At 59.3% G+C, this 20,394-nt stretch carries 21 protein-coding genes; 12 read left to right on the top strand and 9 right to left on the bottom strand.

Annotation, left to right across the window (positions count from 1 at the left end; genetic code table 11):
* Nucleotides 1-17: 17 nt before the first annotated feature.
* From B9Z45_RS05905 to B9Z45_RS05870, 8 genes are all read left to right on the top strand, one after another.
* Entirely contained in the window at nt 18-1,337 is a 1,320-nt protein-coding gene (locus B9Z45_RS05905) for an NAD(P)/FAD-dependent oxidoreductase (protein WP_108406355.1), read from the top strand.
* A complete protein-coding gene (locus B9Z45_RS05900) occupies nt 1,334-2,110 on the top strand; it encodes a DUF1365 domain-containing protein (RefSeq protein WP_108406301.1) in 777 nt (258 codons plus the stop codon). Before B9Z45_RS05905 ends, B9Z45_RS05900 begins: the two co-directional genes overlap by 4 nt.
* A gap of 17 nt (nt 2,111-2,127) precedes the next feature.
* Nucleotides 2,128-3,387: a cyclopropane-fatty-acyl-phospholipid synthase family protein gene (locus B9Z45_RS05895; protein WP_108406300.1), complete on the top strand. Its 1,260-nt coding sequence runs from the start codon at nt 2,128-2,130 to the stop codon at nt 3,385-3,387.
* Nucleotides 3,388-3,392: 5 nt separating this feature from the next.
* Nucleotides 3,393-4,028: a chalcone isomerase family protein gene (locus tag B9Z45_RS05890; protein WP_233252090.1), complete on the top strand. Its 636-nt coding sequence runs from the start codon at nt 3,393-3,395 to the stop codon at nt 4,026-4,028.
* Nucleotides 4,025-5,344 (top strand): MFS transporter, encoded by a 1,320-nt coding sequence (locus B9Z45_RS05885; RefSeq protein ID WP_108406299.1) that lies wholly within the window; start codon nt 4,025-4,027, stop codon nt 5,342-5,344. Before B9Z45_RS05890 ends, B9Z45_RS05885 begins: the two co-directional genes overlap by 4 nt.
* A 58-nt stretch (nt 5,345-5,402) precedes the next feature.
* The gene (locus tag B9Z45_RS05880; RefSeq protein WP_233252089.1) at nt 5,403-5,987 is read left to right on the top strand and encodes a DUF3833 domain-containing protein; all 585 of its coding nucleotides are present in this window, start codon (nt 5,403-5,405) and stop codon (nt 5,985-5,987) included.
* 101 nt (nt 5,988-6,088) lie between these two features.
* Entirely contained in the window at nt 6,089-6,859 is a 771-nt protein-coding gene (locus tag B9Z45_RS05875) for an SDR family oxidoreductase (RefSeq protein ID WP_108406353.1), read from the top strand.
* Between the two features lie 21 nt (nt 6,860-6,880).
* Nucleotides 6,881-7,315 carry a nuclear transport factor 2 family protein gene (locus tag B9Z45_RS05870; protein WP_108406297.1) on the top strand — a complete coding sequence of 145 codons (435 nt, stop codon included), beginning with the start codon at nt 6,881-6,883 and terminating at the stop codon, nt 7,313-7,315.
* Between the two features lie 40 nt (nt 7,316-7,355).
* Here B9Z45_RS05870 and B9Z45_RS05865 read toward each other — a convergent pair whose 3' ends face one another.
* Genes B9Z45_RS05865 through B9Z45_RS05840 form a run of 6 tightly spaced genes read right to left on the bottom strand, consistent with a single transcriptional unit; the run spans nt 7,356 to nt 13,676 of the window.
* On the bottom strand, nt 7,356-8,045 hold the full coding sequence (locus B9Z45_RS05865) for a substrate-binding domain-containing protein (RefSeq protein ID WP_108406296.1): 690 nt from the start codon (nt 8,043-8,045) through the stop codon (nt 7,356-7,358).
* Nucleotides 8,046-8,067: 22 nt separating this feature from the next.
* Nucleotides 8,068-10,269, bottom strand: coding sequence for a xanthine dehydrogenase family protein molybdopterin-binding subunit (locus tag B9Z45_RS05860; RefSeq protein WP_108406295.1), 2,202 nt, complete (start codon nt 10,267-10,269; stop codon nt 8,068-8,070).
* Entirely contained in the window at nt 10,266-10,742 is a 477-nt protein-coding gene (locus B9Z45_RS05855) for a (2Fe-2S)-binding protein (protein WP_108406294.1), read from the bottom strand. Before B9Z45_RS05855 ends, B9Z45_RS05860 begins: the two co-directional genes overlap by 4 nt.
* A 3-nt stretch (nt 10,743-10,745) precedes the next feature.
* Nucleotides 10,746-11,714 (bottom strand): tripartite tricarboxylate transporter substrate binding protein, encoded by a 969-nt coding sequence (locus tag B9Z45_RS05850; RefSeq protein ID WP_108406293.1) that lies wholly within the window; start codon nt 11,712-11,714, stop codon nt 10,746-10,748.
* Between the two features lie 58 nt (nt 11,715-11,772).
* Nucleotides 11,773-12,747, bottom strand: coding sequence for a tripartite tricarboxylate transporter substrate binding protein (locus tag B9Z45_RS05845; protein ID WP_108406292.1), 975 nt, complete (start codon nt 12,745-12,747; stop codon nt 11,773-11,775).
* 56 nt (nt 12,748-12,803) lie between these two features.
* On the bottom strand, nt 12,804-13,676 hold the full coding sequence (locus B9Z45_RS05840; RefSeq protein WP_108406352.1) for a fumarylacetoacetate hydrolase family protein: 873 nt from the start codon (nt 13,674-13,676) through the stop codon (nt 12,804-12,806).
* 244 nt (nt 13,677-13,920) lie between these two features.
* Here B9Z45_RS05840 and B9Z45_RS05835 point away from each other — a divergent pair, with 244 nt between their 5' ends.
* On the top strand, nt 13,921-14,607 hold the full coding sequence (locus B9Z45_RS05835) for a FadR/GntR family transcriptional regulator (protein ID WP_108406291.1): 687 nt from the start codon (nt 13,921-13,923) through the stop codon (nt 14,605-14,607).
* Nucleotides 14,608-14,676: 69 nt separating this feature from the next.
* Here B9Z45_RS05835 and B9Z45_RS05830 read toward each other — a convergent pair whose 3' ends face one another.
* Entirely contained in the window at nt 14,677-15,291 is a 615-nt protein-coding gene (locus B9Z45_RS05830; RefSeq protein WP_108406290.1) for a glutathione S-transferase N-terminal domain-containing protein, read from the bottom strand.
* Between the two features lie 119 nt (nt 15,292-15,410).
* Between B9Z45_RS05830 and purB the strand changes: the two genes are divergently transcribed.
* Together purB and B9Z45_RS05820 are read left to right on the top strand one after the other, a co-directional pair.
* Nucleotides 15,411-16,811 (top strand): adenylosuccinate lyase, encoded by a 1,401-nt coding sequence (purB, locus tag B9Z45_RS05825; RefSeq protein ID WP_108406289.1) that lies wholly within the window; start codon nt 15,411-15,413, stop codon nt 16,809-16,811.
* A gap of 9 nt (nt 16,812-16,820) precedes the next feature.
* On the top strand, nt 16,821-17,381 hold the full coding sequence (locus tag B9Z45_RS05820; RefSeq protein WP_108406288.1) for a YaeQ family protein: 561 nt from the start codon (nt 16,821-16,823) through the stop codon (nt 17,379-17,381).
* A gap of 59 nt (nt 17,382-17,440) precedes the next feature.
* Here B9Z45_RS05820 and B9Z45_RS05815 read toward each other — a convergent pair whose 3' ends face one another.
* A complete protein-coding gene (locus tag B9Z45_RS05815; RefSeq protein ID WP_108406287.1) occupies nt 17,441-17,908 on the bottom strand; it encodes a DUF3717 domain-containing protein in 468 nt (155 codons plus the stop codon).
* A gap of 136 nt (nt 17,909-18,044) precedes the next feature.
* Nucleotides 18,045-19,541: a M48 family metalloprotease gene (locus B9Z45_RS05810; protein WP_108406351.1), complete on the bottom strand. Its 1,497-nt coding sequence runs from the start codon at nt 19,539-19,541 to the stop codon at nt 18,045-18,047.
* Between the two features lie 121 nt (nt 19,542-19,662).
* On the opposite strand from B9Z45_RS05810, the gene moaC reads away from it, so the two are divergent.
* Entirely contained in the window at nt 19,663-20,154 is a 492-nt protein-coding gene (gene moaC / locus B9Z45_RS05805) for a cyclic pyranopterin monophosphate synthase MoaC (protein WP_108406350.1), read from the top strand.
* The last annotated feature ends 240 nt before the right edge of the window (nt 20,155-20,394 follow it).

Raw genomic sequence — 20,394 nt, 5'->3', positions numbered from 1 at the left:
AGAACACGATTCGCCGCATGAAACTGGCCATCGTGGGTTCGGGCATTTCGGGTCTTGCGGTGGCTCACACCCTGAAGGGCTATGCCGACATCACCGTGTTCGAGGCGGGTGATTATTTTGGCGGGCACACCCACACGGTGGACGTGACCCTGCCCACACCGCAGGGCTTAGTGACACATGGGGTGGATACGGGTTTTCTGGTGTTCAACGAACGCACCTACCCCAACCTGATCAACCTGTTTGCCGAACTGGGCGTCGAGACGGCGCCCTCGGACATGTCTTTTTCCGTCAAGGTGCCAGGTGCACTGAAGGGAAAAACCCTGGAGTGGAGCGGCACCGACCTGAGCAGTGTGTTTGCCCAGCGCGACAATCTGGTCAACCCGCGCTTTTGGCGCATGCTGGCCGATGTGATGCGCTTCAATGCGCTGTGCACCCGCATTGCCAAAGAGCAGCGCGAAAAAGAAATGCAACAGCCGCTCAGCGATTTCTTGCGCGTGAACCGATTCAGCGAAGCTTTTCGGGACTGGTATTTTCTGCCCATGATGGGTTGCATTTGGAGTTGCCCGACCGACCAGATGCTGCAGTTTCCCGTAGCGACCATGATCCGGTTTTGCCACAACCATGGCCTGATTCAAGTGACCAACCGCCCCCAGTGGTTCAGCGTGGTGGGGGGCGCGCGCACCTATGTCGAGAAAATTTTGGTGGATGTGCGCGACAAGCGCCTGAACACCCCCGTGCGCCTGATCGAGCGCGACGCGCAAGGTGTGCGCATCATCACCGACGGTCATGCCGAGCGCTTTGACCAGGTCGTGATCGCCACGCACACCGACCAGGCGTTGGGCCTGTTGCGTGAACCGAGCAACTTCGAGCGCAGCTTGCTGGGGGCCATTCGCTATCAGGACAACCATGCGGTGTTGCATACCGACGCCAGCGTGCTGCCTGCCAACCAGAAAACCTGGGCGGCCTGGAATTACGAACGCGCAGCCAGCAGCGAGCGCGAGTCATCCAGGGTCTGCCTGCACTATTTGCTTAACCGCTTGCAGCGCATTCCGTTTGAGCAGCCGGTGGTGGTTTCGCTCAATCCTCTGCAAGCCATTGACCCGTCCACCATCGTGGGTGAATACGATTACGCGCATCCGGTGTTTGACCTGGCCGCCATTGAAGCGCAAAAGCGCCTGCCTTTGCTGCAAGGCCAGCAACACACCTGGTATGTCGGGGCCTGGACAGGTTACGGCTTTCATGAAGATGGCCTCAAATCAGGCCTTCAAGCAGGCCGCGCATTGCTCCAGCAAATCCACGGGCAAGGCAACAGCAACCCTGAAAAGCTGGCGGCATGAAAACGGTCACCGCACTCATGGGCTGGGGCCAGGTGAGGCATACGCGCCATCGTCCGGCGCACCATGCATTCGCCTACCCCACGGCATTCCTGATGTTGCCCATGCGCAGTCTGCAAGCGGGGCAGTGCAAGGCAGCGCTGGCCATCAACCGCCCTGCGTGGTTTGCGTTTCATGACGCTGACCATGGTGACGGACGAAGTGCAGACCAGGGCGGCGCACTGGCCTGGTTGGACGAGTTGCTGCTCAAGGAAGGCATCACGGACGCGAGCGGTGAGGTCTGGCTGCAGGCCTTCCCCCGAGTCTTGGGGCACGCCTTCAAGCCCGTGAGCTTTTGGTACGCGCATCGGACCAATGGCACGTTGGCCGCCATCGTTGCCGAGGTGAACAACACCTTTGGCGAACGGCATTGCTACCTGCTGCCAGAGCCGCAATATGGTCACACGATATTGGCCAACAAAGTTTTCCATGTATCCCCTTTTTGCGATGTGCAGGGCGAATACCGTTTTCGTTTCATGCGCGTTAGCCATTCGGGCATCGAGCGAATTGTGGCGCGGGTCGACCACGCCGATGCAGACGGTCCCCTGATTGACACCAGCTGGAGCGGAGAGCTTCAGTCCCTCAACGCGGCTGCCTTGCGCCGCGTCATGTGGCGCTACCCGCTGCTGACCTTGGGTGTGGTGGCACGCATCCACTGGCATGCATTGCTGCTGTGGCTTAAAAAAGTACCGTTTTGGCGCAAGCCCGAACTGCCTCGCGAATTTGTGACCCGTTGAACACTGGAACCCACCGGATGCCCCCCACGATGAAGACCGCAGATACAGCCACAATTGCTGGCACCCAGTCCGCAGCCGCGCGGATTCCGCACATCAGTTTGCCCAGAGCGGCAACGCGCTTGCTGGGCTTGCTGGCTCGCCTGAAAATCGGCACGCTCACCCTGCATGCCCCCGACGGCAACTACCAGGTTTTTGGCACGCATGAGGCCCCCTTTGCTGCGCTGCACATTCACCATTGGGAGATGTGCGCCGAGGTGCTCAAGTCGGGCGATATCGGTTTCGCCGAAGGCTATATGGCCGGCGAATGGACCACGCCTGATTTGGCCGCGCTGCTGCGTCTTTTGATCGCCAACCGCAACCACATTGAAGGTGCGATTTATGGCCACTGGCTGGGGCGTTTGGCGTACCGCATCAAGCACTTGCTCAACCGCAACAACCGCAGTAACAGCCGCAAGAACATCCACGCACATTACGACCTGGGCAATGCGTTTTACGAGTTGTGGCTGGATGGCACGATGAATTACTCGTCAGCCTGGTTTGAAGGCGACAAGACGCAGCCCATGGCGGATGCGCAAAAAGCCAAAGTGCGCCGTGCCTTGCGCATGGTGAACGCCAAGCCTGGTGACCGCGTGCTTGAAATCGGATGCGGGTGGGGGGCTCTGGCCGAGGCGGCCACCACCGAATTTGGAGCGCACATCACAGGCGTGACCTTGTCCACCGAGCAACTCGGCTTTGCCAATGCCCGCATGCAGGCCCAGGGCGTGCAGCAGCATGCTGATTTGCGCTTGCAAGATTACCGGGACATTGCAGACGAACCCTTCGACGCCATTTGTTCCATCGAGATGATCGAGGCGGTGGGGCAAGCTTATTGGCCCACATATTTCCAGACCATCAGCCGCCTGCTGAAACCCGGCGGCCGTGCGTGCGTGCAAAGCATCACCATCGATGACAGTCTGTTTGAGCGTTACCTGCAATCGACCGACTTCATTCAGCAGTACATTTTCCCAGGGGGCTGTTTGCCAAGCCCTGGCGAGTTTCGCAAACAGGCGCAGGCCGCAGGCTTGCAGGTGGTGGACGAGCTGAACTTTGGTCCCGACTATGCCGAGACATTGCGCCGCTGGCGAGAGCGTTTCATGCAGCAAGTCGACGAAGTGCAAAAGCTGCAGTTTGACGACCGCTTCATCCGCCTGTGGGCGTTTTACCTGGCCTATTGCGAAGCTGCGTTCGACGAGGCCAACATCGATGTGATCCAGTTCACGCTGACCAAACCAGGATGAAACCCATGAATGCACACTTTGACAAGACCTCGACATGGGCGCATGGTGTGCGTCGGCACTGGGTCGGTTACTGTCTGTGCATGGGCATTGTGGGTGGGGCGTTCTTTGCCGCCAAAGCGCAAGCCCAAGCCAGCATGGAGAGTTCGAACATCAACCCCAATGCCGAGTTCAGTCGCCCAGAGGTTGCAGCTTTGAGCGGCGTGGTGCCTACAGCGCCCGTGCGTTTGCGCGTCTGGGGTTTTGAGGTTTACGACGCCCGGCTTTGGACGCCTTTGGGGTTTCGCCACAGCCAGCACGCACAACACCCGTTCGCGCTGGAGTTGCAATATTTGCGCCGCCTGGAAGGGGCCTCGATTGCAAGCCGATCGATTGACGAGATGCGGCGCGTGGGCAGCTTCAGCGACGCCCAGGCGCAAGGCTGGTTGTCGGCCATGAGCGCCTTGTTTCCCAATGTCAGCCAGGGCGATCGCATCACCGGCGTCAACCTGCCAGGTCTGGGCGCTGAATTCTGGGTCAACGGCCAACGCGTCGGGATGGTGAAAGACCCCGCCTTTGCGCGTTTGTTTTTTGGTGTCTGGCTGGACGAGCGCACTTCCGAGCCCAAGATGCGTGCGAAATTGTTGCAAGGCCTTCAGCCATGAGCATCGCCACATCGGCATCTGGCCCAGACCGTCAGCGCCGCGCCGCAGCGGCCTATGGCCTGCTGGGTTTGCCACTGGCCTTTGTGGCCTTGCCGGTGTATGTGCATTTGCCCAATTTGTATGCCCAGCAATATGGCGTGCCTTTGGCGGCATTGGGCGCGGTGCTCTTGCTCAGTCGCAGCATCGATGCCGTGGTCGATCCGTGGCTGGGGCGCTGGGGTGACCAACTTTTTCGCCATTCATGGCGTGCCGTCTGGCTGGCGGCGATGCTGTTGGCTTTGGCAGTGGCCCTGGGCTTTGCGGCTCTGTTTTTTCCGCCGTCGGCGGTTTTGTCGGCGCCGCAGTTGCTGATCTGGGTGGGCGGTGCGCTCACGCTCAGTCACCTGGCCTACAGTGGACTGGGCATCTTGCACCAGGCTTGGGCCGCGCGCCAGGGCGGTGGTGGCATCGCGCAAAGCCGGTGGGTGGCCTGGCGTGAAGGCTGGGCCTTGGTGGGTGTGTTGTTGGCATCGGCCTTGCCCGCCCTTTGGGGCTGGCCCATGACCACGGCCCTGCTGGTCATCATGTTGGCCCTTGGCTTGTTCACCTGGCAGCGCACGGCCAGGCAAGCCGCACCCATGCAAGCCCCATTGCCGTCCGAACTCGACCCTGCACACAATGCCGTGAGTTTGTGGCAGCCCTGGCGCTATGCCGGCTTTCGCCGCTTGTTGGTGGTTTTTGTTTTGAATGGCTTGGCCAGTGCTGTGCCCGCGACCCTGGTGCTGTTTTTCGTGCAAGACCGTTTGCAGGCGCCCAAGGCCATGGAGCCGCTGTTTCTGGGTTTGTACTTTGCCGCCGGTGCCTTGTCGTTTCCACTGTGGCTCAAGGTGATCGACCGCATCGGCCTGTTGCGAACCTGGGCGCTGGGCATGGCCTTGTCGGTGTTGGCCTTTGTGAGTGTGATCGGGTTGGGCGCGGGCGATACCACCGGGTTTTTGCTGGTGTGCGCGTTGTCGGGCATGGCGCTGGGGGCAGACCTGACGGTGCCTGGTGCCCTGCTTAACCAGTTGATCGACCGCTGCGGTGAGCGCGGCCGCACCGACGGCGCCTTCATGGGCTGGTGGAATCTGGCCACCAAGCTGAACCTGGCCTTGGCTGCTGGCCTGTCGCTGCCCTTGCTGAGCTTGTGGGGCTATGCGCCGGGACGGCAAGACACAGATGCTTTGTTGGCGCTGGGCCTGGCGTATGGCTTGCTGCCATGCGTGCTCAAGCTGATGGCTGCACTGGCTTTGTATGTGGGTTTGATGCGTGCACCCGCTTTGGCACACACGGCCTGATGCGAGCGCCATGCCTCCGTATGAATTCGACTCAAATTTTGAAAATGGGAGCTTGCACATGAGTACAAAAATGGATCGCCGAAACGCAATGGTCCGCCTGGGTGCTTTGCCCGTTGTTGCCACTGTGCCCTTTTTGGCCAGCTGCGCGGGGCCGCAGGTGCAAAGCTATGCGCAAGAAAAGCCTGTACTGGATTTGCGCACCTACTTCACGGGCACCATCGACGCCTGGGGCGTTTTTACCGACCGCAGCGGCCAAGTGGTCAAGCGCTTCACGGTGGTGATGGACTGCAGCTGGAATGGCGATGAAGGCGTGCTCGACGAGGCCTTTGTTTATTCGGATGGCACCCGACAGCGTCGCATTTGGCGCCTCAAGGCGGGGCCCAATGGCGCCTACACCGGGCGTGCCGACGACGTGGTGGGCGAGGCCGCAGGCCAGGTCAGTGGCAACGCGTTTCGCTGGGGCTACACACTGGCGCTGCCGGTGGATGGCCGTACCTGGCATGTCGATTTTGACGACTGGATGTACCTCATGGACGACCGTGTCATGCTGAACAAAGCCACCATGAGCAAATGGGGCGTGAAGCTGGGTGAAGTCACCTTGTCGTTCACGCGCCGAACGCCTGTGTTGGCCAAGCCGGTTTGAGCCGCATGAGTGCGACCCCTTCCATCGCCGCCAACCGTGCCGACGATGTGCTGCAAAAAAGCAGCCCGCAGCCCCGGCTTGCAGTGCCCAAGCGCAGCTGGCTGCAGCTGAACACGCCCATCGCCCACTGGCATGGCCGCAGGGTCTGGCTGGTGGGAGCGTCAACAGGCATTGGCCTGGCGTGCGCCCAGGCTTTGCGTGCGGCTGGCGCCATGGTGGTGGTGTCGGCGCGCAATCCGCAAGGCGTGCAAAACTGGGCTGCGCAAGACCCGCTTGTGCAGTGGCGCCCACTTGATGTGGCTGTCAACGCCGATGTACAAGCCACCGCCCGTGCCATTTTGAGCGAGGGCCCGCTGGACCTCGTGGTTTACGCCGCCGGCTACTACCGCGCCCAGCGCGCGACAGCCATCGATCTGGACGATCTGTTGCAGCATGACAAAGTCAATTACCAGGGCGCGCTGCAAGTGATCAACGCAGTGTTGCCCGATATGCTGGCGCGGCAAGGCGGACACATCAGCTTGCTCAGCAGCGTGGCGGGTTGGCGCGGTTTGCCCAACGGTCTGGCCTACGGCCCGACCAAGGCGGCGCTCACGCATCTGGCAGAAACCCTGTACCTCGATTTGCAAGACCAGGGCATTGGTGTGAGCGTGGTCAACCCCGGTTTTGTAGATACCCCACTCACCGCCCAGAACCAGTTCACCATGCCGGCGCTCATCAGCTCCGAGCAGGCCGCGCTTGAAATGCTCAAGGGCTGGGCGCAGGGACAGTTTGATATTCATTTCCCCAAGCGCTTTACCTTGTGGCTCAAACTGCTGCGGCTGCTGCCTTACCGCTTGTACTTTCCGCTGGTGCGCAAGTTCACAGGCTTGTGAGGGTGGGTTTTGAAAGTCTCCATGAACACCCGACAATTCACCCAAAACCTCGCCACATTTTTTGAAACGCTGTCACCACAAAGCGTCGCGCAACTGCACACGCTCTACGATGCGCAAGCCCGGTTCAAAGACCCTTTCAATGAAGTCCAGGGGCTGCCCGAGATTGAGCGAATTTTTCGCCATATGTATGTGGCGCTCGACCGGCCCCACTTCGTCATCACAGGCCAGCTGGTCGATGGTCAGCAGGCATTCCTGACCTGGGAGTTCCGCTTTCATTTCAAGCGCTTTGACACCACCACCTTGCAAACCGTGCGGGGCGGTAGCCACGTGGCGTTCAACGAACAAGGCCTGGTGACGCTGCACCGCGATTACTGGGATGCGGCAGAAGAGTTGTACGAAAAATTGCCGCTGGTGGGCGGCGTCATGCGCTGGCTGAAAAAGCGCGCTAACACCTGAGCCCTTGCAGCAGCTGCACTCAGCGGTAAGTGCCTATGACTCAGAACTCAAACCCACCCTGCTGGCGCACCGCTGCCGATGCGCTGCCTGCAAGCAAATCGACCAGCAGCTGTGCTTGCGTCAAATCTTGGGTCTGGGTGCAAATGCCCAAGGTGTAGTCGGTGCTCAGTTCAAATTCGGGTGGCAACACATCCACCAGTGTCACCCCTTCGGTGTAGTTGATTTCGGTCACTTGCGTGCATCCAATCAAGCCACTTTCGAGACTTTTGCCCATTTCACCCATGGCCGTCGCACCGTTGGGAAATGGGCGAAATTTGTGGCGCAGGCTTTCATCGAGCCCCAGCGCCTTCAACACCCGCATGAAGTGGATGCCAGCCGTCGACATGTCTGGGTCTGGAAAATAAATGGCTTTTGCTGCGCTCATGGCTGCGTGCAGTTCTGCGCGTGTTTTCACCGATGGATGAGGCGTGCCGCTGCGCACGGCCACGCCTGTCCTGACCTTACCCAGCGAACGGACGCTTTCGGGGACGACATGGCCCGAGGTCACCAGTTGATCGATGAGGGGCTTTGTCAATATCACTACATCGCAAGGTGCACCCTCCAACAATTTGGCGTGCATGGCACCTACTGCGCTGAAGGTACCGATGATCTGAGCATGGGTCGATTTTTCGAACTCGGCCTGAACCGCTTTGACCACTGCTGCGGCTGCGCCGCCACTCAATACATGCATGTTGCTCTTTCAATCAAGGGGGTTAATGGTGGGGTGGGGTGCTGTCGGCATGGAGGATCTTCAGCATGTTTTCCGGCGTGAAAGGCATGTGCCGCATGCGCACACCCATGGCATCAAAAATGGCGTTGGCAATGGCTGCGCCAGTTGGACCCGAGCTGCACTCGCCAGCACCCAGCGAGGGTCTGCCTTGGCCGGTCATCAGGCTGACCTCAACCAAAGGCATGTCGCTGAATTTCAAAATGGGGTAACTTGTCCAGTCGCTTGACGCAATGCCTTGTGGGCTGAGCTGAGCCGATTCACAAAGAGCCCAACTGGCCGATTGCAAGGCGCCGCCCTCCAGCTGGTTAACGGCACCTTGGGGATCGACCACATGACCCAGGTCGGCGACCCAGAGCCTTTTCAGCCTGATCTTTTCAGCCACCACCAACTCGACCGCCACTGCACAATATGCGCCCATATTTTTGTACCGCGCATAGGCCAGACCTCGGCCCCAGCCTTCCGGTTTGTTGCCGGGGCGGGTGCTTGTCCAGCCCGCCATAACGGCCAGCTTTTGCAAGACCTCAGCAGCGCGCACATCAGCAGTGCCGCTCAGATGGTCCAGCCGGAACGCCAGAGGATCTTTGCCATATCGGTGTGCCAGTTCGTCCATGAACGACTCTGCGGCAAATACATTGGCTGGTGCACCCAAGGCGCGCATGGCTGAAACGCGAAAAGGCATGTTCAGCACGCGGTGGTTGAGTACCTTGACGCAGGCGATGTCGTAGGGGGGTTGTGCGTTGCGCTCTGAACCACCGCCCACGGCCATGGCGGCATTCACCGCCATGGTGACCGGGAGCGCATTGGCTGTTTGCCATGCGCCGAGCAAGGCTGGTGTTTTGCCGCGTCCAGGGCGGGTGCCATGGCCCTGGCTCCAGACGGATTGGGTCCATTCGAGCAATTGCCCTTCAGGGCTGATGCCCGCCTCGATGTGCACAAGCATGGCCGGTGCCAAGGGCGCATGGGCCAATTCGGCCAGGCGCGTCCACTGTACCCGCACAGGTCGACCTGCTGTGTGTTGTGCCAGCCATGCCGCATCGAAGGCCACATCGTCGGCGCCATTGTGGCCATAGCAACCAGCCCCTTCGACATGTGCGACTTGTACCTGTTCGGGGGCTATTTCAAAAGCCAACGCCAAGTCACGCCGCAAGTTGAAAATGCCTTGGCTGTGGCTCCAGACCTCGAGCCGCTGGTCTTCACGCCACACCGCAAGGGCGCAGCACAGGCCAATCGAGGCATGCTGCAGAAAGGGCCGGTGATACGCCGCACTCACACGTTGCATTTCAGTTTCAGTGGGCTTGTCCGCACCTTCAATGGCTTGCAGGGTATTGACCACCACCGTGGTTTCAAGGGCCTGCGATTTCAGCCAGCCAGGCAAGTCGTCAGGGTTCGGCACTTCGGCCCTGCAGCACCAGAGTTTTCCCTTTGCGGCATCTTCTTCAACCATTTGGGCGATGCGGGTGAGGGCGCTTTCAGACTCGGTCAATACACCCAGCAAGAGCCCATCGCGGACCACCTTCAAAACACCCGCACGTTTTTGCAAGTTGTTTTGCAAAGTCAGCATGTCGCTTTCAATCACAGTGGCCGTAAGCGTGCCCGGTCGAAACACCATGCCATGACACATGCCCGTCATGACGCGGTCTTGGATAAATTCGAATTCGCCAAAAACCTTGGCGACCATGTCGGGTCGCACGGCGTATTTGACTGACGGCGAACTGTCCAGCGATTGCAAGTCATTGCCAGTAACTGCATGGGCAGTATTGATGACGCTGTCCCAGAGAGTGCGGTCTGCCAGTTCGCTGTAGGTGGCTGAAGAGGCTGGGTCTGGCACGGTAAAAAGACCGTTGTCGCAGTGCACTGCGTCGATTCCCACGCCGCAGCGCTGGGCCATTTGCAAGCGGCAGGCTTCGCGCAAATGGGCGGCGGCGCAACGCAAAGCGGCCCCTGAGTGCTGTACCGACAAACTGCCTGAGGTCACGCCTTCATCAGGACTCAAGCGTGTGCTGGCGGGCACCATGTCGATCTGCGTTGCAGGCAGCCGCAATTCTTCGGCAACGATCAGCCTCAGCGCGTGCGAAATGCCTTGCCCCAGGTCTACCTTGCCCGAAAAAGCCTGGATTTGCCCTGCCGGCCCCAAGCCCAGCCATTGGCGCAGCAGAGGGTTCGCCTTGAGTGATTCGGTGTTCACACAGGGCCCAGCCGGGCAGCGGCTTTTTCAATCGCCCGAATCACCCGATTGTGCGCACCACAGCGGCACAAATGGCCATCGAGCGCTTGTACGATTTCTTGTCGGGTGGGTTGGTTTTGGCGTTGCAGCAAGGCAGCGGCAGACATCAAAATGCCACTGGTGCAAAAGCCACACTGCATGGCTTCCTCTTCAATGAACGCAGTCTGCAAAGCGTGCGGTTTGTCGCGGCTTCCCAAACCTTCCACTGTGGTGACAGATTTGTTTTCCACCGCCCACAAGGGTGTTTCGCAAGCGGCCACGGCATGGCCATCGACCATCACCCGGCAAGCGCCGCATTGGCCTTGCCCACAACCCATGCGCGTGCTTTTCATGTGCAGCGTGTTGCGCAAGACATCGAGCAGGGTTTGACCGCTTTCATCCGCCACGGACACGCCCTGCCCGTTCACGCAGAACGCCACTTCCCGAGTGATCATGGCTCAGTCCGGCTTGGCACCCGAGGCTTTGACGATGTTGGCCCACTTGGCGATGTCGGCGTTCAGGTATTGGTCAAACTCGGCCACATTCATCGACATGGGCACAGCACCCTGTTTGGCCCAAGCGGCCTTTACATCCGGGTTGTTCACGATCTTGCGCACTTCTGCGTTGAGTTTGTTGACCACATCGGCGGGGGTGCCCTTGGGGGCCATCAGGCCCAGCCAGATGGTGGCTTCGTATTTGGGCACGGTCTCGGCCACAGTGGGCAACTCCAGCAGGTTGGCCGAGCGCGCCAATCCGGTGCCGCCCAGTGCACGCACTTTGCCGCCTCGTGCAAACTCGGCCATGGTGGTTTCGGCATCGAACATCACATCCACCTGCCCGCCCACGATGTCGGTCCGGGCGCCGGAACTGCCTTTGTAGGGCACATGCGTCATGTCCACGCCAGCCATGTACTTGAACAATTCACCGGCCATGTGGTACGGCGTTCCGTTGCCCGATGACGCGTAGTTGAGCTTACCGGGTTTGGACTTGGCCAGTGCCACCAATTCACCCACTGTCTTGACGGGCACGGAGGGGTGCACCACCAGCAGCAGGTTGGAATAGTTCACCGGCGCGACGCCGACAAAGTCTTTCATCAAGGCAAAGGGCTTGCTTTGAATCAGTGACTCGTTCACCGTGTGGGTGTTGGACATCATGAGCAAGGTGTACCCGTCGGCTGGCGCCTTGGCTGCCAAGTCGGTGCCAATGATCGAGCCCGCACCGGGTTTGTTGTCAATCACAAACGACTGCTTGAGCTCTTCACCCAGCCGCTGTGCCATGAAGCGTGCATAGTTGTCAGCGGGCCCGCCTGAGGCAAAGGGCACCACGATTTTGACGGGGCGGTTGGGGTAGCTTTGCGCGTGTGCCAGGCCAGAGGCCATGGCCAAACTGAGGGCCAGCAGTTTCAAGTTATTGTGCAAGGTGAACATGTCGTGTCTCCGGTGGGTGGAAAGGGGGCGTCTCAAAATGGCCGTTGAACTCTGTGGATCAATCGACTTTGCCAATGCGGGTGACCAGGGCGCTCATCTCTTTGGCATCGGCTTGGACAAAACGCTCAAAGTCGGCGGCGTCCTGGTACATGAACGAAGTGCCAGAGGCCGTCAAGGCGGCGACCGCACGCGCATCTTGTGCGGCAAATCGAGCAGCTTGGCGCAAGCTGTCGACTACGGCAGTGGGTGTGTCGGCCGGCACAAACAGGCCCGACCACTGCGAGTACTGGATCGGCACACCCAACTCCTTCAAACTGGGCACATCGGGCATGCTGGCCAGCCGCCCCTCACCCCAGTGCGCCAGGGCGCGCAAGCGGCCCGAGGCAATGTGCTGTTTGACGCTGGCGGGGCCAGTCGACAAAGCTTCGATCTGACCACTCAGCAATGACAAAACAGCCGGACCTGCACCGGTGTAAGGCACATGCAGCATGAAGGTCGATGTGGCGGCCTTGAGCTGTTCCATCGGCACGTGCATGGTGCCGTAATTGCCCGATGAACCAAAGGAGATGCGCCCCGGGTTGGTCTTCACATAGGCCATGAAGTCGCCATAGGTTTTCCGGGGGCTGTCTGCGCGCACGACCAGCACCGTCGGGTCGGCCGTGAAGCGGGCAATCGGCTTGAGTTGGCTGACCAGAAACATGGGAGCACGCTGTAGGATTTTGTCTGCTTCGGGCAGGACCACCAAGGAAGACAAGGACATCAGCAAGGTGTAGCCATCGCCCTTGGACTTGGCGACTTGCGCCATGCCAATGCCGCCGCCCGCGCCGCCCTTGTTTTCGACCACGATGCTTTGCTTGAGGTGCCGTGACATGGCCTCGGCCACGGGGCGACCCACGGTGTCCGCCACCCCGCCCGGTGGGAAGGGCACCACCATCGTGATGGCCTTGTTTGGGTAGGTTTGCGCCAGAGCGCCCAAGCCCGAGCAGGCCATGACTGCACCCAGTGCGGCCCAGATCAATGCGCGTGTTGTCATGATTTATTCCTTTGTTTTTGCAAGCCGGCGCTTGTGCCCTGACGGCTATCCTGCAGTCAAACGAAACGGTTTTCGATGCTACCGACACCCTCAATTTCAACGCGGATCACATCGCCTTTGTTGATGTAGCGCGGGGGCTTCAGGCCCATGCCCACTCCAGCAGGGGTGCCCGTGGCGATGATGTCGCCAGGGTAGAGCGTGATCCCTCGCGAGATGGTCTCGATCAGGGTGGGGATGTCAAAAATCATGTTCTCGGTGGGACCATCCTGGCGCAACTCGCCATTGACCCAGCACCGCACTCGGGTCTTGCGTCCATCGATTTCATCTGCGGTCACGATCCATGGACCCATGGGGCAAAAGGTGTCGAATGACTTGCCCATGTCCCATTGCTGGTGACGCATTTGGACATCGCGGGCCGTCACATCGTTGACCACCGTGTAGCCAAAGACGTGCTTCATTGCATCGGCCTGGCTGATGTTTTTGCCGCCAAGTCCAATGATCACTGCCAACTCGGCCTCGTAGTCGATCTGTTCGGATACGTCCGGACCAGGCAGTTGCACATCATCGCTAGGGCCAATCACGCATTCGGGCACCTTGGTGAAGACGATGGGCCATGCCTGAGCGTCGGTGTTGCTGTCTTTGAAGACCGATGCTTGCAGTTCTTTGGCGTGCGCATGGTAATTGCGCCCCACACACCAAACATTGCGGCGCGGCAAAGGCAGTGGCGCTTCAAGCTTCACCGAGGCGATGTCCAGCGGCGGTCCTGAAAAAGCCGGCAAGGCATGGCCCGACACCATGGCCTCGATCAGGGCTTGGGCCCCGCTCGCGGCTTGGGCATCCGACAGGGCAAAAGCGGTGACTTGCAGGCCATCGGCAGAAACCTGGCCCACATGGCGTTTTCCGTGGTGGATAAAAGTCGCAATGCGCAAAGTGTTCTCCTTGGGGGGGTGTGGCAAACCCCGCGCCCATTGACCCGGTGTTTTCAACCAATTCGAACCATAATACGGAAAATTACCGGGTGGTCAAGACGCATACAGGACACGCCGCTTTTTCGGTTTACCCCCTGAGCGGGTCATTTTTCAAAGCATTCATCGGCAATCATCAGGTCCTCTGCCTATTTCAATTCGAGGCGGATCATTGGTATGATTTGGTTTTGTCAAAGCCGATACCCCCGTGGACTCTTCCTATCTTTTCCGTGCCAGCTTGCTCGCTGAGCTGCACAGTGGCCAATGGCAAATCGGGGAACGCTTGCCCACAGAGCGCGAATTTGGCCTGAAGTACCAGATCAGCCGCAGCACGGTGCGCAAAGTGCTCGCGGACATGAAAGCCCAGGGCTTGATTGAACAGACGGTTGGCAGCGGCACCTATGCCACTGAAAAGGCAAAGGCGTTCACCGGACCTCACCCAGCCAAGCCTGCGGCCGCCTCAGGCCTTGCTTGGCAAACCAGCCCTGCTGAACTGATGGAGGCCCGAATGGCCCTCGAGCCCGCCATCATTGAGATGGTGATAGGGCACGCCACACCGGCCGACTTTGCGCAAATGGCGCGCTGTTGCGACCACGCCGAAGCAGCGACCAGCGTGGAGGAGTTTGAGGTGTGGGATGGCTTGTTTCACGAAGCCATTGCAAGCGCTGCGCACAACAGCTTTGTGGCCAGCTTGTTCAAGCTGATGAACCAGGCCCGTGCCCAGGGCGAATGGGGCATGCTGAAAAAACGCAGCCTCACCCCCGAAAGGCGGCTCGCTTACCAGGCGCAACACCGAGCACTGCTGGCGGCCATTCAGGCCCGTGATCCCTTGCAGGCCAAAGAGCTGGCTACCGATCACTTGCGGCATGTCCGCAGGAACTTGTTGAACCATTGATTCAGGTGAGCGTGTGTGCGTTCCGGGTTGGCATGGCACGCTTGGCGTGCATGTTTTGCAGGCGATGGATCAGGTGGGCAAACTGTCGATGAAGCTCTGCCGTTGCGCCAGCTTGTCGTACAGCTTGTGCAGATTCGGGTAAGGCGTGCGCCAGTCGATTTGGGGAAAACGGAAATCCAGATAACCGACAGCGCAGCAGACAGCAATATCGGAAAGACTCAGGTGGATGCCTGAACAAAATGCCTTGTCACCCAGCCCGTTGCTCATGGCCCGCAGCGCATGCTGTATTTTGTCCAGTTGTCGATCGATCCAGGCCTGGCTGCGCTGGCTGTCGTCGCGCCCGGCCCACCCTGACTCCATGCGTGCAAGTATCGCTGCGTCCAGCAGGCCATCGGCCAGAGCTTCCCATGTTTTGACTTCTGCGCGTTCGCGCCCTCCTGTGGGGATGAGCTTGCCGACTGGTGACAAGGTGTCCAGATATTCCACGATCACCCGTGAATCGAAGACGGCCTCGTGGCCTTCCATGATCAGGCAGGGCACTTTGCCCAAAGGGTTGGATTCGTGAATGCGTGTGTCGGCTGACCAGACGTCCTCGCTTACAAATTGGTAGTCGAGTTTTTTCTCGGCCATGACGATGCGCACTTTGCGAACATAAGGACTGGTGATGGAGCCGATGAGTTTCATGTTGAACCGTGTCTGAGCAGAATGGCTGTTGATTCTAGAGTGTCCGGGTTCTTGCACGCTGACAGGCACCATTGAATGGGCTTGTAGGTTACCGGGGTCTTGGGAATTACAATCAAAGCATGAATTTTTCTCCCCTTTCCGCCTTGTCGCCGCTGGATGGCCGTTACGCCAGCAAACTCAATACCCTGCGTCCACTCATGAGCGAGCAAGGCTATATGCACCGGCGTGTGCAGGTCGAAATCGCCTGGTTCATCGCTTTGTCGGATGCAGGCTTTGCAGAGTTCAAGCCATTGACACCGGGCGCCCGCAGCTACCTGACGGCGCTGGTGAAAAACTTCTCGGAGGCCGATGCTGAGGCCATCAAAGTGTTTGAAAAAACCACCAACCACGATGTCAAGGCGGTGGAGTACTGGATCAAATCGAAGTTCAAGGACCGTCCCGAGCTTGAGAAAGCCTCTGAATTCGTACACTTTGCCTGCACCAGCGAAGACATCAACAACACCAGTCACGCGTTGCAACTCAAGGGCGCCCGCGCTCAGGTCATCTTGCCGGGCCTCGATGGCCTGATCGCCAAGTTGCGCGAGATGGCCCATGCCTTTGCCGAGGTGCCCATGCTCAGTCGCACCCACGGTCAAACCGCCAGCCCCACCACCGTGGGCAAGGAAATGGCCAACGTGGTGATGCGCTTGAAGGGTTGCCGGGAAAAGATCCAGGCGGTCAAGCTCATGGGCAAGATGAACGGTGCCGTGGGCAATTACAACGCCCACTTGTCGGCCTGGCCCGATTTCGACTGGGAAGCCTTTGCCCAAAAGGTCATCGAAACCCCCGAGCTGTGCGAAACACAGGCCAGCCAATGGGGCCTGGGCCTGACTTTCCAGCCCTATAGCATCCAGATCGAGCCGCACGACTACATGGCCGAGTTGTTCGATGCTGTGGCCCGCACCAACACCATCCTGATCGACTTGTCGCGTGACATCTGGGGTTATGTGAGCCTGGGCTATTTCAAGCAGAGCCTGAAAGCCGGCGAAATCGGTTCAAGCACGATGCCGCACAAGGTCAACCCGATCGATTTTGAAAATGCCGAAGGCAACCTGGGTCTGGCCAACGCGGTGCTCAAGCACTTGTCCGAGAAGTTGCCGATCAGCCGCTGGCAGCGTGACCTGACGGACTCCACCGTGCTGCGCAACATGGGCGTGAGTTTGGGCTATACCGCGCTGGCCTACGCGTCCTTGATGACCGGCCTGAACAAGCTTGAGCTGAACAAAGAGGCGCTGGCGGCCGACCTGGACGCGGCCTGGGAAGTGCTGGCCGAGCCCATACAGACCGTGATGCGCCGCTATGGCGTGCAGGGCGCTTATGAAAAGCTCAAGGAGGTCACGCGTGGCAAGACCGTGACTGCTGCCGATTTACATGGCCTGATCCAAGCCCTGGAGATTCCGCAAGCGGACAAAGACCGACTGCTGGCCATGACGCCCGGCAGCTATGTCGGCAAGGCCGCCGAGCTGGCACGCCGGGTCTGAAGGGATCACATGGCCCTCAAATCCACCATCTACAAAACCAATTTGTCGATCGCTGACATCGATCACAGTCATTACGAAGACCACCAACTCACGTTGGCCCGGCACCCCAGCGAGACCGATGAACGCATGATGATCCGCTTGCTGGCGCTGGCCATCAACGCTTACAAATTGCAGGCCGTGTGCAATGGCGACGGCAAGCTGGCTTTTGGGTCAGGCCTGTCCGACCCCGACGATCCGGATGTCAGCTTGCGCGACTTCACCGGGCGCACGCGCATGTGGATCGAAGTCGGTCAGCCCGAAGACAAGCCAATCATGAAAGCTTGCCAGAAAGCTGACGAAGTGCTTTTGTATTGCTTCAACCATGCGGCCGAAGTCTGGTGGAAGGGCATTGAGACCAAGCTCACACGCCTCGACAAATTGCAGGTCTGGCGGGTGCCTACCGAGCGCTCACAAGAGCTGGCCAAGTTGGCCGAACGCAGCATGCAATTGCAAGCCACCGTGCAGGAAGGCAGTGTGACCTTCAGCAGCGACAAAGGCAGCGTGCACATTGAATTGATCCGCTGGAAGTGAACGCGCCCTCAAATCGGTGGGTAATCCGGGTGGCATGAAGTCCACACCCGTAAACATCTTCAAACGGCGGGCTTCAAGTCTAGTGAAGCCTGTGCTTGGGCAGCAGTTTTGGCCCAGTGTCGATCCTCGGCCGCGCGCTCGGCGTATTTGTTGAAGCGCCATGAGGTGCCATCGACCGTGATGCGCTGCCAGACGGCACGTTTTTCACCCGGGGTCATTTCTGTCCACAGTTGCACTTCTTCAAAACTCCGGCCACAGCCCTTGCAGGTTTCATCGCCCTGGCTGGTGGAGCAAATCGCAATGCAGGGTGTGTCTGGTGTGCTGGCGTACCAGTCTTGCCAAGCCTCTGCTGCCGCGACAGGCAGTGTGAATTCGTCGGCCAGGTCGTGTTTGTAATAGACCATGAGCGCATAAACCTCGCCCAATGCACGCAGCTCGCGCGGAAGCGTGACCCCGTCTGGGGATCCGTTCTTGGTGCGCCAGTGGTTGATGGCGGCTTCAATGTCGGTGATGTGAATTCCGGCCATGGTGCGAGAGTAAAGGAATGCGATCATAGCGCCTTCGCAGGACTATTGGCGCTGGGTAAGCTATGCCGTGGCCATCGTTGCTGTTCTGGCGGCTGGCTGGCTGAGCACAAGAAAGTCTGAAGCCCAACCCTGAAACTCATCGCTCGGTTTGCATTTCCCGAATTTGGGCTTGTACCTGGCGCAGCCGGGTGTCCACAATCGTTGCTTCAATGTGGTCGCCAGCTTGAAGGCGGTTGTTTCTGGCCCAGTCCTGGGCTGCCCTGAAGCGGTCCACCGCACCGGTCCAGTCCATGCGGGCCATTTGGGCCTCGCCTTCGGCGCGCAGTGATGGCAGCGTCTGGCCCTGCAAAGCCAGCATACTGGCCAGCGTGGTCCAGGCTTGCGCATCGTAGGGCGCTTGCGTGACTTGTTCGCGCAATTGTTGCGTGATGGCTGTGCGCGCCGGATGCGAAGGCAGACGCAACAAAGCTTGTGCTGTCGCCATCATTTCAGGGCGCTGTAGCGGCTTGCTGCCCAAGGTCTCCAGCATGCTCAGGGCGACATCAAAGCGTGCTTGTCGGGCCGCCACTTCTGCTTGAAGCAAAGTCACAAGACGCCTTGTTGCGGGCGTATTCGCTGTCCATTGAGACAGGTTTTGCAGGCTGCGCTCGGCGGCGGCGAAGTCCCTGAGTTGCAGGTGGGCCAAGGTGGCGGCATACAAGGCGCCTGCTTTTTGTACAGGCGTTGCCTGTGCCGAGGTGCTGTTGTTATCCTGGGTCCAGGCCTTCAAGGCTTCTACACTGCTCTGCGACATCACCCGGGCACGCGCGGCCAGCATGGCCTGCTCGGTGTCCGCAGAGGGGCGTGAATGGGCACCGTTCAGTTGCAAGCGCGCCTGCATGTCAGCGATGCGCTCGGTGGTCAAGGGGTGGCTGCGCAGGTAGGGGTAGGCACCGTTGTCATTCGCACCCGCGGCCAATTGCAGTTTGCCAAACATGCCCACAAAACCTTGCGGGTCATAACCCGCATCCTTCAGCACCCCATAGCCCACCCTGTCGGCCTCACGCTCCATGTCGCGTGAATAGCTCAGCTGTGACTGGATGGCGGCCGCCTGCCCTCCCACGATCAGGCCTTGTGCGGCTTGTGGGTTTTTGCTGGCTGCCAAGGCCCCCAAAATCATCGAGCCAATGACCCAAGGGGTCATCTTGGACTGCTCGTCCATCGAGCGTGCAATGTGCCGCTGCGTGACATGGCTCAACTCGTGCGCCAGCACCGAGGCCAGTTCGTCGTTCGAGCTGACCACGGCGATCAAGCCCAAGTGCACGCCCAGATAGCCACCCGGCAGTGCAAAGGCATTCACGGACCGGTCTCGCCCCAGCAAAATGCGCCAGGCAAAACGCACTTGCAAGTCAGGCGACAACTCTCCGCGAGCCGCAGCCGCCTTGACCAGGGGTGCCCAAAGGCGCTGGATGTATTCATCCAGAATCGGGTCTTCCAGATAGTCTGGGTCGCGGTACAGTTCGCGCGCGATGCGGTCGCCCAATTTGCGTTCGGCGCCAAGAGAAATGCCTTCGCTGTTGCCCAGGGACGGCAATGCATTGGATTGGCTCCAGCCTGACTGAAGGGCAGAGGTGGCCAGCAGTAAAACCAGCATCAGTTTGGAGGGGCGGAAAATGTTTTTCAAGGCGATGAATGTCCTGGTGCATGACCTGTTGATGGCCGTATGATGCGCCATTCTTGACAACCTTTTGTAAATGGTTTTAACCATCACAGCCATGACCCAGTCTACCGATGTCTTGACCCATTTCGATGCCCAAGGCCAGGCCCATATGGTGGATGTGGGGGGTAAAACCAGCACACGCCGTATCGCGGTAGCGACCGGGCGCATCGAGATGTTGCCCGCCACACTGGCATTGATCCAATCGGGCACCGCCAAGAAAGGCGATGTGCTGGGCATTGCCCGTATCGCCGGCATTCAAGGGGCCAAAAAAACCTCGGACCTGATCCCGCTGTGCCACCCGATCGGGTTGACCCGAGTGGCAGTCGATTTTGAAGTGTTGACCGCAGACAATGCCGTTGCCTGCACGGCCACTGCCGAAACCATCGGCCAGACGGGTGTCGAAATGGAAGCCCTGACCGCCGTGCAAGTGGCCTTGCTGACCATTTACGACATGTGCAAAGCCGTGGACCGGGGCATGACCATCAACGGCGTGACCTTGCTGGAAAAGCATGGGGGCAAAAGTGGCCGCTGGGTGGCTGAAAAATAACCGCAGGCCTTGCGCCATCGATCAAACAGGTTGGCCGTGCCAACACTTCAGACACCGTATTTCGGTTGTATTTGGCATTTAAAAGGGGATAAATAGTCAGGCCATCCTAAACCCCAGAGCCCGGAATGTTGAAAGAAGTCGAACCGGGATAAGTCTGGACAGGTCAATAAAATGACTGTTTGATGACTTTATCTGGTGACAACTTCAGAAGTTGTTCTAAAAAATAGGGACTCCCCATGA

The organism is Limnohabitans sp. 2KL-17, assembly GCF_003063415.1.
Taxonomy (GTDB): Bacteria; Pseudomonadota; Gammaproteobacteria; order Burkholderiales; family Burkholderiaceae_C; genus Limnohabitans_A.
Note: the sequence above shows the minus strand (reverse complement) of the source record. Positions and strands in the feature narration are given on the sequence as shown.